The sequence below is a fragment of the Mesorhizobium sp. M0040 genome (assembly GCF_040323505.1).
Lineage (GTDB): Bacteria > Pseudomonadota > Alphaproteobacteria > Rhizobiales > Rhizobiaceae > Mesorhizobium.
Genome location: NZ_JAMYVA010000010.1, coordinates 112,501 through 126,379, shown reverse-complemented (window position 1 = coordinate 126,379; position 13,879 = coordinate 112,501). Strand labels below are relative to the sequence as shown.

Sequence of the window (13,879 nt, the reverse complement as noted above, 5' to 3'; positions counted from 1 at the left end):
CTCAGCGCTCCGCGTCGTAATTGGTCATCACGGTGTAGAACACCCATGACAACAACAGGACGATAAGGAAGTAGACCAGCGACATCGCCGCCGCCGGGCCGAGGTCGAACTGGCCGAGCGCCGTCTTGACGAGATCGATCGAAAGAAAGGTCGTCGAGTTGCCGGGTCCGCCGCCGGTCACCACGAACGGTTCGGTGTAGATCATGAAGCTATCCATAAAGCGCAGCAGCACGGCGATCAGCAGCACGCGGTTCATCTTCGGCAGCTGGATGTAACGGAACACCGCCCAGCGCGAGGCACCGTCGATCTTGGCCGCCTGATAAAAGGCATCCGGGATCGAGACCAGGCCGGCATAGCAGAGCAGAACGACGAGGCTGGTCCAATGCCAGACGTCCATGATGATGACCGTGACCCAGGCGTCATATGGGTCTTGCACATAATTATAGTCGATGCCGAGCGCGTTGACGTAATAGCCGAGCAGGCCAATGTCGTTGCGCCCGAACACCTGCCAGATGGTGCCGACGACGTTCCACGGGATCAGCAGCGGCAACGCCATCAAAACAAGGCAAACAGGCACGCCCCAACCCTTCTTCGGCATATTGAGCGCAATGAAGATGCCGAGCGGCACTTCGATCGCCAGGATGATGAAGGAGAAGACAAGGTTGCGGATCATCGCCTGCCAGAAGCGGCTGGAGGAAAGCAGTTCCTCGAACCATTCCGTGCCGGCCCAGAAGAAGACGTTATTGCCGAAAGTGTCCTGCACCGAATAATTGACGACCGTCATCAGCGGTATGACCGCCGAGAACGCCACCAGCAGCAGCACCGGCAGCACCAGGAACCAGGCTCTGTTGTTCCAGGTCTTTTCCACTTCAGGCTCCCATCTCGACGCGCCAGGAATCGGCATAGATGTTGATGCCGGCCGGGTCGAACCGCACCTTCGGATCAGCCGGAACTGTCTCGTCCTCGCCGATGACGGCGGCGATCTCGCGTCCTTCGAGATTGGCACGGACCACCTTGTGGCGGCCGACGTCCTCGACCTTGCTGACCCGGACGGCCATGCCCTGGCTGCCCAGGCGCACATATTCGGGACGGATGCCGAGCTCGATGGCGCCGCCGCCCGCCTTGGGCACGCCCGGCAGTTCGATCTGCTGCGAGCCCAGCTTCGCTGTCTTGCCGTCGATCGCCACCGGCATGACATTCATGCCGGGCGAGCCGATGAAATAGCCGACAAAGGTGTGGCGCGGGCGCTCGAACAGCTCCGCCGGTGTGCCGATCTGCACGATTTCGCCGTCATACATGACGACCACCCTGTCGGCGAAGGTCAAGGCCTCGGTCTGGTCGTGCGTGACATAGACCATGGTGTAGCCGAAGCGGCGGTGAAGCTGCTTCAACTGCGAGCGCAGCACCCATTTCATATGCGGGTCGATGACGGTCAAAGGCTCGTCGAACAGGATGGCATTGACGTCGGAGCGCACCAGCCCGCGTCCGAGCGAGATTTTCTGCTTCTGGTCGGCGGTCAGTCCGCGCGCCTTTCGTTTGGCCATATCGGCCAGCCCGGTCATCTCCAGCGTCTCGCGCACCTTGCGGTCGACGTCGGCCTCCGGCACGCCGCGATTGCGCAGCGGGAACGCCAGATTGTCGTAGACGGTCATCGTGTCGTAGATCACCGGGAACTGGAAGACCTGGGCAATGTTGCGCTCTTGGGTCGACAGATTGGTCACGTCCCTGCCGTTGAACAGCAGCTGGCCATGCGAGGGATGCAGCAATCCCGAAATGATGTTGAGCAGCGTGGTCTTGCCGCAGCCGGATGGGCCGAGCAGCGCATAAGCGCCGCCATCCTCGAACGTGTGGTGCACTTCCTTCAGCGCGAAATCGGCATCCGTGCGCGGGTTCTGCAGATAGGAGTGGCGGATATGATTGACATCGATGCGCGCCATCGCTTCCTCCTAAGCCGCCAGCTTCGGCGCGGCCACGGCGCGGCCGTGCTCGTCGAAGACCATGATGTGGCGCGGGTCGATGAACACCTCGACCTCCTCGTCCGGCTCGAAGTCGCGAATGCCGTGGGTCAGCATGACCCAGCGCGCATCGGCAAAATCGAGATGGATGAAGCTTTCCGATCCGGTGATCTCAGTGATCGTCACCTTTGCGCGCACCGGCACTGCGGCGGCGTTGGGCCGTTCGAGGGACAGATGATGCGGCTGGAAGCCGATCGTATAGATCGCATCGGCAATGCCGAAGAGTTCCGCCGGCACCGGCAATTTCACGCCGCCCTCGAGCAGGAAATCCAGGCCCTTCTTGGCAAGCACGATGGTGTTGAGCGGCGGATCGGCGAAGGTTCTCGCCGTCACCAGATCGACCGGTTTGCGGAACACTTCGATGGTCGGCCCGAACTGGGTGATGCTGCCCTCGGAAAGCGTTGCCGTGTTGCCGCCGAGCAGCAAGGCCTCGTGCGGCTCGGTCGTGGCATAAACAAAGATTGTACCGGCGGCCGCGAAGACTTTCGGCAGTTCCGCGCGTAATTCTTCACGCAGCTTGTAGTCGAGATTGGCGAGCGGCTCGTCGAGCAGCACGAGGCTGGCATTCTTGACGATGGCGCGGGCCAGCGCGGTGCGCTGCTGCTGGCCGCCCGACAGACTGAGAGGCGTCCGGTCGAGATAGGTCGTTAGTTTGAGAAGGGCGGCGGCATTGCGCACCTCCCTGTCGATCGTTGCCTGATCCGTGCCGGCCACCCGCAGCGGTGAGGCGATGTTTTCGTAGACCGTCATCGCCGGATAATTGATGAATTGCTGGTAGACCATGGCGACGTTGCGCCTTTGCACCGGCATGCCGGTGACATCCTTGCCATCGAACCAGACCGAGCCCGAGGTCGGCACGTCGAGGCCCGCCATCAGCCGCATCAGGCTGGTCTTGCCGGAGAGCGTCGGCCCGAGCAGGACGTTGAGCGAGCCGTGCTGAAGCGTCAGCGAGACGTCGCGGATATGTTCCGCCGCACCCACCGTCTTCGTCACGTTTCTCAGTTCAAGCATGATGCCTCCTCCCAGGCTTTCTGCATCAGTCGGCCGTTCCTATTCGGCAGCCGCTACGTGCTGCCGGCTTATTCCGCGCATGAACTCGTCGAGCACTGCCGCCTGCTCACGGCTGAGACGCAGGCCGCGCTTGGTCCGGCGCCACAATACATCCTCGGCAGTCATCGCCCATTCGTTTTCGACGAGGTAGCGCACCTCGGCTTCGTAGAGATCGGCGCCGAAGTTGCGGCCAAGATCGACGTTCGACTTGGCGAGGCCCAGCAGCTTCCTTGCGCGGGTGCCGTAGAGCCGGGTCAACCGGCGGGCCAGCCGGGCGTCGAGGAACGGGTACGCCGTTTTCAGTTTCGCCACCTCGGCATCGAAGCCGGTGACGGGAAAGTCACCGCCGGGCAGCGGCGCGTTTGCCGTCCATGGTTTGCCGCGCTTGCCGAGAAAACCCTCGATCTTCTCGAGCATCGATTCCGACAATCGGCGGTAGGTCGTGATCTTGCCGCCAAAGGCGTTGACGATCGGGGCGGCACCCTCGCCTCCATCGGCCTTCAGCACATAGTCTCGGGTGGCTTCCTGCGCCTTTGAGGCGCCATCGTCGTAGAGCGGTCGCACCGCGGAATAGGTCCAGACGATATCCGACGGCTTGACCGGCTGCGCGAAATATTCGCTTGCCGCAGCGCAGAGATAGTCGATCTCGGCGTCATTGATCCTGACGTTGTGCGGATCGCCGGGATAGTCACGGTCGGTGGTGCCGATGAGCGTGAATTCGTCCTCGTAAGGAATGGCGAAAATGATGCGCCCGTCCTTGTTCTGAAAGAAATAGGCGCGTCGGTCGTCGAATTTCTTGCCCACGACGATATGGCTGCCTTGTACGAGGCGGACATTGTGCACGTCGTTCAAGCCGACGGTGGCCGACAGCACCTGATCGACCCACGGGCCGGCGGCATTGACCAGCAGCCGCGCCTTGACCTCCTCGGTATGGCCGGTCCGCACATTTTCAAGCCTGACCGTCCAGAGATTGCCTTCGCGGCGTGCGCTGACGACCTTTGTTCGGGTTCGAATGGTTGCGCCGCGCTCGGCAGCGTCGCGGGCGTTCAACACAACCAGCCGGGCATCGTTGACCCAACTGTCCGAATATTCGAACGCCTTTCGAAACAGCGGTTTCAGCGGCTTGCCGGCCGGATCCTTGGCCATGTCCAGCGTTTTCGTCGGCGGCAGCAATTTGCGCCCGCCAATATGGTCGTAGAGGAAAAGCCCGAGCCGGATGAGCCAGGCCGGACGCAGTCCCTTGGCGTATGGCAGCACGAAGCGCATCGGCCAGATGATATGCGGCGCGTTCCTCCACAGGACCTCGCGTTCCATCAGCGCTTCGCGCACCAGACGGAATTCGTAGAATTCGAGATAGCGCAAGCCGCCGTGGATCAGTTTGGTCGAGCCGGAAGAGGTCCCGCTGGCCAGATCGTTCATCTCGGCAAGAAAAACCGAAAAGCCACGTCCAACGGCATCGCGGGCGATGCCGCAGCCATTGATGCCGCCACCGATGACGAAAATGTCATGAATCGGTGATGCGCTCAAAGAATCCTCCCTCGATTTCGCATTGCAGCATTTTTGGGTTCTTGCGAAACCGTAGAGGAATTATTTCGAAATGATAACGAATGTCAAACGAAATATGATAGGCGGAAGATGCCGCTACGGCATCTCTAGGAGAGCGACGTTTCGATCAGCTGAACTTCTGCCTCCTGGCAGATCTTACGCACCGACGGGATGTCGCAACGATCGGTGATAAAGGTGTTGACCTGCGACAGATGGCCGATGCGGACGGGCGCGGTGCGCTCGAATTTGGTCTGGTCCGACACCAGGATCACATGTCGGGCGTTGGCGATGATCGCCTGAGCCACCTTCACCTCGCGAAAATCGAAGTCGAGCAGTGCGCCGTCATGGTCGATGGCCGAGGCGCCGATCACCGCAAAATCGACCTTGAACTGCCTGATGAAATCGACCGCGGCCTCGCCGACCACACCGCCGTCGGAACCGCGCACGACACCGCCGGCGATCACCACCTCGATCGAAGGATATATGCGCATCCTGTTGGCAACATTGATGTTATTGGTGATGACCATCAGGCCGCTGTGATCGAGCAGCGACTTGCTGACAGCTTCCGTCGTTGTCCCGATATTGATGAACAGAGACGCGTTGTCGGGGATCAGCCGGGCTGCTGCGCGGCCGATCGCCTCCTTCTCCTCGGCGGCGATCTTGCGCCGAGCCTCATATTCCATGTTCTCGATGCCGGAGGGGAACAATGCCCCGCCATGGATGCGGGACAAAAGCCGCTGGTCGCAGAGATCGTTGAGATCCTTGCGGATCGTCTGCGGCGTCACGTTGAAATGCGTCGCCAGCTCCTCGACCAGTACGCGGCCATGGTCCTTGGCCATCTGGATGATTTCGGAATGACGCGGCGACAGATACATCTAGCAACCTCTCATTTTCGTTTTTCTCGTCTATAGCTGAAAACGAAAGCCATGAACAGCTATGGGCCGGCTAATGAAAATCGGGCGACTGCAGAGAGAAAAGCTCCGGCGCAATCTCGACGAGGGTATCAACTCAGCCCCCGCGCGATCTCAGTGATGACCTCGAAAGCAGTATCGACGTCCGCCGCAGTCGTTTCGAACTGCCCGACCTGAAAGCGGATCGCCACCTGCCCGTCCACCCGGGTCTGCGTCAGGTAAATGCGGCCGTCATCGTTGATCGCGCTGACCAACCGCAAATTGCGCTCGTCAGAGTCGATGGCCGCAGCCGCGAGATGGCGGAATGAGAATAGCGACAGCATCGGTTCCGTGACGATCTCGAAATCCGGTTCCCGAGCCAGCCGCGCGGCGAGGCTCTCGCTCCAGGCGACATGGTTGCGGATCATGGTCCGCAGATTTTCCAAGCCATGCGCACGCAGCAGGAACCAAAGTTTCAGCGCGCGGAATCTTCGGCCGAGCGGCACCGACCATTCGGAGTAGTTGATGACCCCGTCGCGGCCATGCGTCTTGAGGAATTCGGGCTTGATCGCCAGCGTGCGGACCAGGTCTTCCGGCTGGCGGATGAACTGCATCGAGCAATCGAACTGTGCCCCCAACCATTTATGCGGGTTGAAGACGATGGAATCGGCATTTTCGGCGCCGGTCCAGAAATGCCGGAACTCGGGGCAGATCATGGCGGAGCCGGCCCATGCGGCATCGACATGCAGGTAGAGCCCGTGCCGCTTCGCCACCTCGGCAACAGCCGCCACATTGTCGGTGCCGCCGGTACTTGTGCCGCCGACGCTGGCGATGATGCCCGCCGGCAGCATGCCGTTTTCGCGGTCGGTAACGATCGCGGCTTCCAGAGCCGCCGTCTGCATGGCGCGGAAGCGTCCGGCGACCGGAATGCGCACGAGGTTCGCCTCGCCGATGCCCGACACCCAGATCGCCCGGTCGATAGAAGTATGGACTTGGTCGGAAGAATAGATCCGCACGACCGGCTGCCCCTGCAAGCCGTTCTTGTTGCCTTGCCAGTCGAGCGCGCGCTCGCGCATGGTCAGCACGGCGGCAAGCGTCGCCGACGAAGCCGAATCCTGCATGACGCCGGAGAATCCCTCCGGCAAACCAAGCGCCTGCCGCATCCAGTCGACGACACGCGTCTCGAGCTCGGTTGCCGCCGGCGAGGTCTGCCAGAGCATGCATTGCGCGGCCATCGCGGAAACCAGATACTCGGCCACGACGGAGACCGGTGCCGCATTGGCCGGGAAATAGGCGAAGAAACGCGGATGCTGCCAGTGCGTCATGCCAGGCAGGATCTTTTGTTCGAAATCGGCGAAGATTGCCTGCATCGTTTCACCGTCTTCCGGCGGCGCGGCATCGACGCTTTTGAAGATTTCGCCCGGCTCGACAAGCGGCCGCACCGGTCTCTCGCGAAGGCTGTTTCTGTAGTCGACGCCCCATTCAGCCGCTCGCAGCGACCACTCGCGGAATTCGTTGCTATTCATCTTCTTCGCCTCCGTGGCGCCTCATCGAGCCGCGATCAAAGAGCACGAAAAACGAAGGTTTTCATTCGGGAAAATCAGGCAGACTGGCAAAGGCGGTCTTCAGCGCATTCGACCAGCTATCCGAGATCGTACGATAATATTGATCGTCCTGGGTTATTCGCTTTTTGAGGCCGACCTTGAACGTGTCCTTTTCATAGAACAGCAGGTCGAGCGGCAGGCCGACCGACAGGTTCGACTTCAGCGTCGAGTCGAACGACACCAGCAGCAACTTCACCGTCTCGGCGAAACTCATCGTCCTTTCATAAGCGCGGATAATGATAGGCTTGCCGTATTTGGTCTCACCGATCTGGAAGAACGGCGTGTCGTCGGTCGATTCGATGAAATTGCCTTCCGGATAGATCATGAACAGGCGCGGCGCGCTGCCCTTGATCTGACCGCCGAGGATGAAGGAGGCGTTGAAGTAGGAATCCGCCTTTTCGCCCGCCGGCGATGAACTGGCGATGACCTCCTTGACGGTGTCTCCGACCAACCGGACTGTCTGGTACATGGAGGGCGTTTCGAGCAGTGTGGCACGGCGCTCCGCCACTGCCTTGGTGCGTTCGTCGAGCAGGCTGACCACGGCCTGCGTCGTCGCCAGATTGCCGGCCGACATCAAAACGATGACGCGCTCGCCCGGCTCTTCCCAGACATGCATCTTCCTGAAGGTCGAGATCGAATCCATGCCGGCGTTGGTGCGCGTGTCCGACATGAACACGAGCCCGCGATCGATCTTCAGGCCGACGCAATAGGTCATCGAATCTCTTTGGCAACAATCTTGCCGGGGATTACTGCTCCACGGTGACGGTGACCGCAAGCTGTTCTTCCGCCTGTCCCAGCCGAATTCCAGATACCGGCGTGGCGTCGCGATAATCGCGGCCGGTCGCCACCTTCACATAACGCTCGTCCGGAGAAATGCCGTTGGCGACATCGAAGGCGACCCAGCCGAGGCCCGAGACATGCGCCTCGGCCCAGGCGTGGCTTGCCGCCTGCTCGATGGCCGCATCCATCATCAGGTAGCCGCTGATATAGCGGGCCGGAAAATCCATGGCACGCGCCGCGGCAACGAAGATGTGGCTGTGATCCTGGCAAACGCCGGTCTTGAGCGCCAGGGCCTCTTCGGCCGGCGTCGTCACGTTGGTGGTGTCCGGCGTATAAGCGACGCGCTCGCCGATCACCGCCATCAACCGGTGCAGCCTTTCGATGTCGGTACCCTTGCCGACCGAGGCAGCAAGCTCGCGAATGCCGCTGCCGATCGTCGTCAGCGGCGTTTCCTGGCCGAACAGCCAGAGCGGCGCGAAACCCTGGTGCGGTCCGCAGACGCCAGCGGTGTCGCGCGTCACCACTTCGCCGGCTGCTTCGACGGTGATGAAGTCGCGCTCGCCCTCGACGCTCAACAGCCGGGTATCGTTGCCGAAATGATCGGTGAAGCGCACTTCTTCGCGTGCGCCTTCGATCTTCAGCGCCCAGGACAGTACCGTCTGGGTGCGCCCGTTCACCGGGAGCAGCCGCAAACGCTGCAACAGATAGTGCACCGGCGCATCGTAGCGGTATTCGGTTCGGTGGGTGATCTTCAGCCGCATCGCTCTCGTCCCTGGAGCATGAGCTTTTCCGAAAACCGATCTCCGCTTTTTGGGGTCATGCTCAATAGAACCTGTAATCCTGCGCGATCTCGTCGCCGAGCCTGGTGTTGTCGCGGATGAAATTGGCCAGAAATTCGTGCAGGCCGGCGTCGAAAATATCCTTGATCGACCCGGCCGTCAGCATGGCCTGGGTCTTGGCAGCCGTTGCATGACAGGCGTGGCGCTCCCCATAGTCGTCACCCAGGAATTTGAGATGCTCCGTCAGGAAGCGGTAGCAAAAGGTCAGCGAGCGCGGCATGCGGACGTTGAGGATCAGATAATCGGCGATGTTGCTCGGCTTGTAGTCGGCATCATAGACCCAGCGATAGGAACGGTGCGCCGACACCGAGCGCAGGATCGATTCCCACTGGTAGTTGTCGAGCGTCGAGCCGACCCAGGAGATCGACGGCAACAGCACGTAGTATTTCACATCCAGGATGCGCGCGGTGTTGTCGGCGCGTTCGACATACGTGCCGAGCTGCGAGAAATCGAAAATCTCGTTGCGCAGCATCGTGCCGTAGAACGAGCCGCGGATCAGCGCCGTCTCGCGCTTGATTGCGTCGAGCGCGTTGGGCAGGTCGCGCTCGTCGATCGGCTTGGCCAGCATCCGCTTCAGCGACATCCAGGCTTCGTTGATGCTTTCCCAGGTTTCACGCGTCAATGCCGTGCGCACCATGCGGGCATTGTTACGGGCCGTTTCGATAGACGACATCGTGCTCGACGGGTTCGATGTGTCGCGCAGCAGATAGTCGGCGACATTGGCGGCGGTGTAGTCGGAATATTTCTGCGTGAAGCTGGCGTCTGAACCGGCGCTGAGCAGCACCGAATTCCACTCCTCCGAAGCGTTCTGGGTACGAGTCAGCGCCATGCGCAGGCCGGCATCCACCAATCGCGCCATGTTTTCCGCCCGCTCGATGTAGCGGTTCATCCAGTAGAGCCCGTTGGCGGTGCGGCCGAGAAGCATGTCAGGCGGTCCTGTGGTGAATAGTGAAAGGTGAATGGTGAATGGTGACTATCCAGATTCCAGGGCACGATCCCGCGCGCTTCACTTCAGGGCATTTCACCAACATCAACGACCCATATCCTTACCTATTCACTATTCACTATTCACTATTCACTATTCACTATTCACTATTCACTACTCGCTACTTCCACTCTAATCATCCAACACCCACGTATCCTTCGTGCCCCCGCCTTGCGAGGAATTGACGACCAGCGAGCCTTCCTTGAGCGCTACTCGGGTCAGCCCGCCGGGCACGATCTGGATACGGTCGGAAACCAGCACATAGGGGCGCAGATCGACATGGCGCGGCGCCAGCCCCTTGTCCGTCAGGATCGGACAGGTCGACAGCGCCAGCGTCGGCTGGGCGATGTAGTTCGACGGTTTTGCCGCGAGCTTTTTGGAAAACTCCTCGCATTCCTTCTTGGTCGCCGCCGGACCGACCAGCATGCCGTAACCGCCGGAGCCGTGGACTTCCTTGATCACCAATTCGTCGATGTGTTCGAGCACGTATTTCAGGCTGTCCGGCTCCGAGCAGCGCCAGGTCGGGATGTTGCCGAGCATCGCCTTGCGGCCGGTGTAGAATTCGACGATCTCGGGCATGTACGAATAGATCGCCTTGTCGTCGGCGATGCCGGTTCCCGGCGCATTGGCGATCGTGATGTTGCCGGCGCGGTAGACGTCCATAATGCCCGGCACGCCAAGTGCCGAGTCGGGGCGGAAGGTCAGCGGATCGAGGAACGAGTCGTCGACACGCCGGTAAAGCACGTCGATCTGCTTGTAGCCCTCGGTGGTGCGCATCGCGACATGGCCATCGACGACGCGCAGATCCTGCCCCTCGACAAGCTGCACGCCCATCTGGTCGGCAAGGAAAGCATGTTCGAAATAGGCTGAGTTGAAGCTGCCCGGCGTCAGCACGGCAATGGTCGGCGCGCCCTTGGTGCTTTGCGGCCGCACTGCCGCCAGCGACTGGCGCAAGAGCTGCGGGTAATTCTCAACCGGCCGCACCTTGATCTGCTGGAACAACTCGGGGAAGAGCTGCATCATCGTCTCGCGATTCTCCAGCATGTAGGAGACGCCGGACGGCGTGCGCGCGTTGTCCTCCAGCACGTAGAACTCGTTCTCGCTAATGCGTACGATGTCGACGCCGATAATGTGGGTATAGACGCCGGCCGGCGGCCGCACCCCGATCATCTCGGGCAGGAACGCCTCGTTCTTGGCGATCAACTCCTTCGGCACCCGGCCGGCGCGCAAGATCTCCTGGCGATGGTAGATGTCGTCGAGAAAGGCGTTCAGCGCCTGGACGCGCTGCTCGATGCCTTGCGTCAGCCGTCGCCATTCATTGCCCGAAATGATGCGCGGAACGATGTCGAAGGGTATCAGCCGCTCCGATGCTTCCTGCTCGCCGTAGACGGCGAAAGTGATGCCTGTCTTGCGAAAGACGCGTTCGGCGTCCTGCATCTTCTCGCTAAGTCTGGCCGGGTCCTGTTCCTTCAGCCAGCGATCGTAAGCCGAATACGGTTTTCTCAGCCCGGAAACTTCCGGAAGCATTTCATCGAACGCTGCCAATCGCATACTCCCCTGTGGCGCCATTTCACTGGCCTCGCTGGAGAAAATCAAGCGCAATCGGTGATTTGTTGGGCGCCGGCGATCAGTATATCGCACTTGCCTAAAATTAAGGCAGCACCAATAGGGCCTTGATCAGGCTTTGCCTGGTGTCCGGGCAGATGCCGGATGCGGATCAAAAAGCGCGAAAGGTGACGACCGTGAACGTGTCCTTGATGCCCGGGAGAATCTGCACTTTCTCGTTGACGAAGTGGCCGATGTCTTCCTCGTCGTCGACATAGAATTTGGCGAGCAGGTCGTAGTTTCCGGCTGTCGAGTAGATTTCCGAAGCAATCTCGGCATCGGCCAGGGCGCTGGCAACGTCGTAGGCCTTGCCCAGATCGCACTTTATCTGCACGAAAAATGCCTTCATTGCCTGGTCCTGCTCACATCGCACGCTCTAGGTATAATCGAGCGGCCCTTGTGGCAGACTGCCGTTCGCCTTTCAAGCATCGGCAATCGCTCAGGCTGTTCTCGCCTCGACAATGCTTCTCGGCTCGGACACGGACTGCCACGCCGAATGTTTGCGCTCGGCTGAAACCCTGAAGCACTGCAAAGCGTATGGTATCATGTACCTTCAGGCAGCGATTTCTCAGGGACAACGGAGACAGGCCATGCGCCGCGCGTTTTTCGCATTCGCAGTCGTTCCATTCATTTTCGCATCCCAGGCCTTTGCTGGCGACGCCGAAGTCAAAGCGGCGCAGACGGTCATCGATGGGCAGTTGAGGGCCTTCATCGCCAATGACGGAATGACGGCCTACAGCTTTGCCGCACCGAATGTGAAACGCATCTTTCCGACCGTCGATACCTTCATGAACATGGTGACAAAAGGCTATCCGCCGGTGCGCCAACCGCAGACCTACTCCTTCGGCAAGGTTCGCGAGACGAGCCCGACGTCGATCATCCAGCAAGTGCTGATCGTCGGCCCGGATGGCAAGGACTACGAGGCGGTCTACACGCTCGAACTACAGCCTGACGGCAGCTTTCGGATCACCGGCTGCAGCCTGCGTGCGTCCACGTCGCTCAGCACCTAAAGGGGTGTTTCAATCCTGTCGCCGGTAGAGCGTCCAGCTCAGGCCTGAAAACCCCCAATGCCTCGACGCATCGGCCCGTTCATACGCCAGACCGCATGCGGCCGTCGGTTCGACATGTTCGGCTTGGTTGTCCACGTCCCCCTCGAGGACCAGCCAGGTGGGCCGTTCGGTGCACATCCCGTCGTCTGGAACCAGCAATGCCCGACGATCCATTCGCGCCGCAAAATAGTTGACGACAATGGGGGTGCGGAAATTACCGTCGCTGGCATAGGTGGTTGCGCCGTTCCTGGTCATTTCATCAACGATAGCGGCGTAGGAGCCGCGTCCATATTGATAGAACTGAAGCAGCGACGAAATGCTTCCAGTCACCACGATCGCCAGCGCTCCCATCGCAAGTAGCCTTGCAGTCCCGCGAGCATCCAGGCCGCGGCCAATCATCTCGCCGGCCCACAGCAGCAGCAATGTTCCGCTGATGATGAAATAGCGTGGGAACTCGAGGTTGGGCAGATGCGCCGCCGCCATGAGCAAAGGCAGTCCGATAATCCCGATGGCATAAAGGCTGGCTCGACGACCGCGCCAGACACCGGCGGAGAGGCCGACAAGACCGCAGGCGGCAACGATGTAGGGCCTGTCGCCGAACCAGGGTGGCAGCCCGAACAGAGAGCGGATCATCCCGCCATAGCCCTGCGCGAAGGCGGCAATCGAGAACGGCGAAACACCACCGACACTGAAGCCGAACAGCCTGCAGCCGACAAACACGCCGACAGCCAGTGGCAGCACGGCAAGCAAGCCCGGCAGGAAGATCGACGCCAGGTCCGCAACGACACGGCCGACCTTCGCCGTACGCTGCCAGGCGAGCCAGGCGGTCCATATTGCGAGGACCGCCACCAATCCGATCATGGTGAGGTGGCACAGGAAGCCGAAAAGGATCGCCGCTGCCAAGGCCACGCCAGACCACCGTCTACTGTCGAGCCGGCGCTCCAGAAAAACGACCGACAGCAGCGTGAACAGCACAAGGCCGGCATAGCCGCGCGCCTCCGAGCCGTAATGGATCATTGGGTAGCTCACGGCAAATAACAGGCTTGTGGCAATCATCGCCTGTCGTCCGCGCGATGCGGCGCTCGCTGCCGCCGCACCGATCGTGGCAACACCTAATGCTATCGACAGACCTCGCTGGATCAGCGGCGAAGCATCGGGGCCAATGAGATAGAGATAGACCGAGTTGAGGAAATGATTGTTGTCGTGATTGACGCGCCAGAATATCTGGTCGATCGAGGTAAGCGGCTCGATCAGCGCAAAGCTCCAGATCTCGTCCAGCCAAAGGTCGCCGCGCGCGCCAAGCAAGCGCAAGACCAGGCCGGTCACTGCGATCGCCAGAATGGCAAGCAACGACCCAGCCGTCCATCGCTGAACCGCGATGGGGGTCGAAGGCGAAGGCTCGGCGATGCCGTTCGTCCGCACCGTCGTGCCAAGAACTGAAACTTGCCCCGAAACGAACAGGTTCTTGATCCTCGCCCGATGTCGTCCGGCAATGCTTATTAGGCAGTCGTTTCAAA

General features: G+C 60.6%; 13 protein-coding genes. 1 reads left to right on the top strand and 12 read right to left on the bottom strand.

What is annotated here, in order from left to right; genetic code table 11:
- Position 1 precedes the first annotated feature (1 nt).
- From NKJ91_RS12020 to NKJ91_RS11970, 11 genes are all read right to left on the bottom strand, one after another.
- Positions 2-868, bottom strand: coding sequence for a carbohydrate ABC transporter permease (locus NKJ91_RS12020; protein WP_023674893.1), 867 nt, complete (start codon positions 866-868; stop codon positions 2-4).
- 1 nt (position 869) lies between these two features.
- Positions 870-1,937 (bottom strand): ABC transporter ATP-binding protein, encoded by a 1,068-nt coding sequence (locus NKJ91_RS12015; RefSeq protein ID WP_352455722.1) that lies wholly within the window; start codon positions 1,935-1,937, stop codon positions 870-872.
- Between the two features lie 9 nt (positions 1,938-1,946).
- Entirely contained in the window at positions 1,947-3,026 is a 1,080-nt protein-coding gene (locus tag NKJ91_RS12010) for an ABC transporter ATP-binding protein (RefSeq protein ID WP_352455721.1), read from the bottom strand.
- Positions 3,027-3,065: 39 nt separating this feature from the next.
- Positions 3,066-4,592, bottom strand: a complete 1,527-nt coding sequence (gene glpD / locus NKJ91_RS12005) for a glycerol-3-phosphate dehydrogenase (protein WP_352455720.1) — start codon at positions 4,590-4,592, stop codon at positions 3,066-3,068.
- Between the two features lie 125 nt (positions 4,593-4,717).
- Entirely contained in the window at positions 4,718-5,485 is a 768-nt protein-coding gene (locus NKJ91_RS12000) for a DeoR/GlpR family DNA-binding transcription regulator (RefSeq protein ID WP_023674889.1), read from the bottom strand.
- A 128-nt stretch (positions 5,486-5,613) separates the two neighbouring features.
- Positions 5,614-7,026 carry a pyridoxal phosphate-dependent decarboxylase family protein gene (locus NKJ91_RS11995; RefSeq protein WP_352455719.1) on the bottom strand — a complete coding sequence of 471 codons (1,413 nt, stop codon included), beginning with the start codon at positions 7,024-7,026 and terminating at the stop codon, positions 5,614-5,616.
- A gap of 61 nt (positions 7,027-7,087) precedes the next feature.
- Entirely contained in the window at positions 7,088-7,819 is a 732-nt protein-coding gene (locus NKJ91_RS11990) for a proteasome-type protease (protein ID WP_254817354.1), read from the bottom strand.
- A gap of 31 nt (positions 7,820-7,850) precedes the next feature.
- On the bottom strand, positions 7,851-8,645 hold the full coding sequence (locus tag NKJ91_RS11985) for a transglutaminase family protein (RefSeq protein WP_352455718.1): 795 nt from the start codon (positions 8,643-8,645) through the stop codon (positions 7,851-7,853).
- Between the two features lie 61 nt (positions 8,646-8,706).
- Positions 8,707-9,648: an alpha-E domain-containing protein gene (locus NKJ91_RS11980; protein ID WP_023674885.1), complete on the bottom strand. Its 942-nt coding sequence runs from the start codon at positions 9,646-9,648 to the stop codon at positions 8,707-8,709.
- Positions 9,649-9,840: 192 nt separating this feature from the next.
- Complete coding sequence (locus NKJ91_RS11975; RefSeq protein WP_352455717.1) at positions 9,841-11,253, bottom strand: circularly permuted type 2 ATP-grasp protein; 1,413 nt, start codon at positions 11,251-11,253, stop codon at positions 9,841-9,843.
- Positions 11,254-11,425: 172 nt separating this feature from the next.
- Positions 11,426-11,662 carry an Lrp/AsnC ligand binding domain-containing protein gene (locus tag NKJ91_RS11970; protein WP_023674883.1) on the bottom strand — a complete coding sequence of 79 codons (237 nt, stop codon included), beginning with the start codon at positions 11,660-11,662 and terminating at the stop codon, positions 11,426-11,428.
- A 241-nt stretch (positions 11,663-11,903) separates the two neighbouring features.
- Between NKJ91_RS11970 and NKJ91_RS11965 the strand changes: the two genes are divergently transcribed.
- Positions 11,904-12,323 (top strand): DUF4864 domain-containing protein, encoded by a 420-nt coding sequence (locus NKJ91_RS11965; protein ID WP_352455762.1) that lies wholly within the window; start codon positions 11,904-11,906, stop codon positions 12,321-12,323.
- A gap of 9 nt (positions 12,324-12,332) precedes the next feature.
- Here the strand turns inward: NKJ91_RS11965 and NKJ91_RS11960 are convergent, their stop codons facing one another.
- A complete protein-coding gene (locus NKJ91_RS11960; RefSeq protein WP_352455716.1) occupies positions 12,333-13,712 on the bottom strand; it encodes a glycosyltransferase family protein in 1,380 nt (459 codons plus the stop codon).
- Between the last annotated feature and the right edge of the window lie 167 nt (positions 13,713-13,879).

Coding starts and splice junctions, on each gene's coding strand:
- NKJ91_RS12015 (WP_352455722.1), bottom strand. CDS start 1,937: ATGGCGCGCATCGATGTCAATCATATCCGCCACTCCTATCTGCAGAAC.
- NKJ91_RS12010 (WP_352455721.1), bottom strand. CDS start 3,026: ATGCTTGAACTGAGAAACGTGACGAAGACGGTGGGTGCGGCGGAACAT.
- NKJ91_RS12000 (WP_023674889.1), bottom strand. CDS start 5,485: ATGTATCTGTCGCCGCGTCATTCCGAAATCATCCAGATGGCCAAGGAC.
- NKJ91_RS11995 (WP_352455719.1), bottom strand. CDS start 7,026: ATGAATAGCAACGAATTCCGCGAGTGGTCGCTGCGAGCGGCTGAATGG.
- NKJ91_RS11990 (WP_254817354.1), bottom strand. CDS start 7,819: ATGACCTATTGCGTCGGCCTGAAGATCGATCGCGGGCTCGTGTTCATG.
- NKJ91_RS11985 (WP_352455718.1), bottom strand. CDS start 8,645: ATGCGGCTGAAGATCACCCACCGAACCGAATACCGCTACGATGCGCCG.
- NKJ91_RS11980 (WP_023674885.1), bottom strand. CDS start 9,648: ATGCTTCTCGGCCGCACCGCCAACGGGCTCTACTGGATGAACCGCTAC.
- NKJ91_RS11970 (WP_023674883.1), bottom strand. CDS start 11,662: ATGAAGGCATTTTTCGTGCAGATAAAGTGCGATCTGGGCAAGGCCTAC.
- NKJ91_RS11965 (WP_352455762.1), top strand. CDS start 11,904: ATGCGCCGCGCGTTTTTCGCATTCGCAGTCGTTCCATTCATTTTCGCA.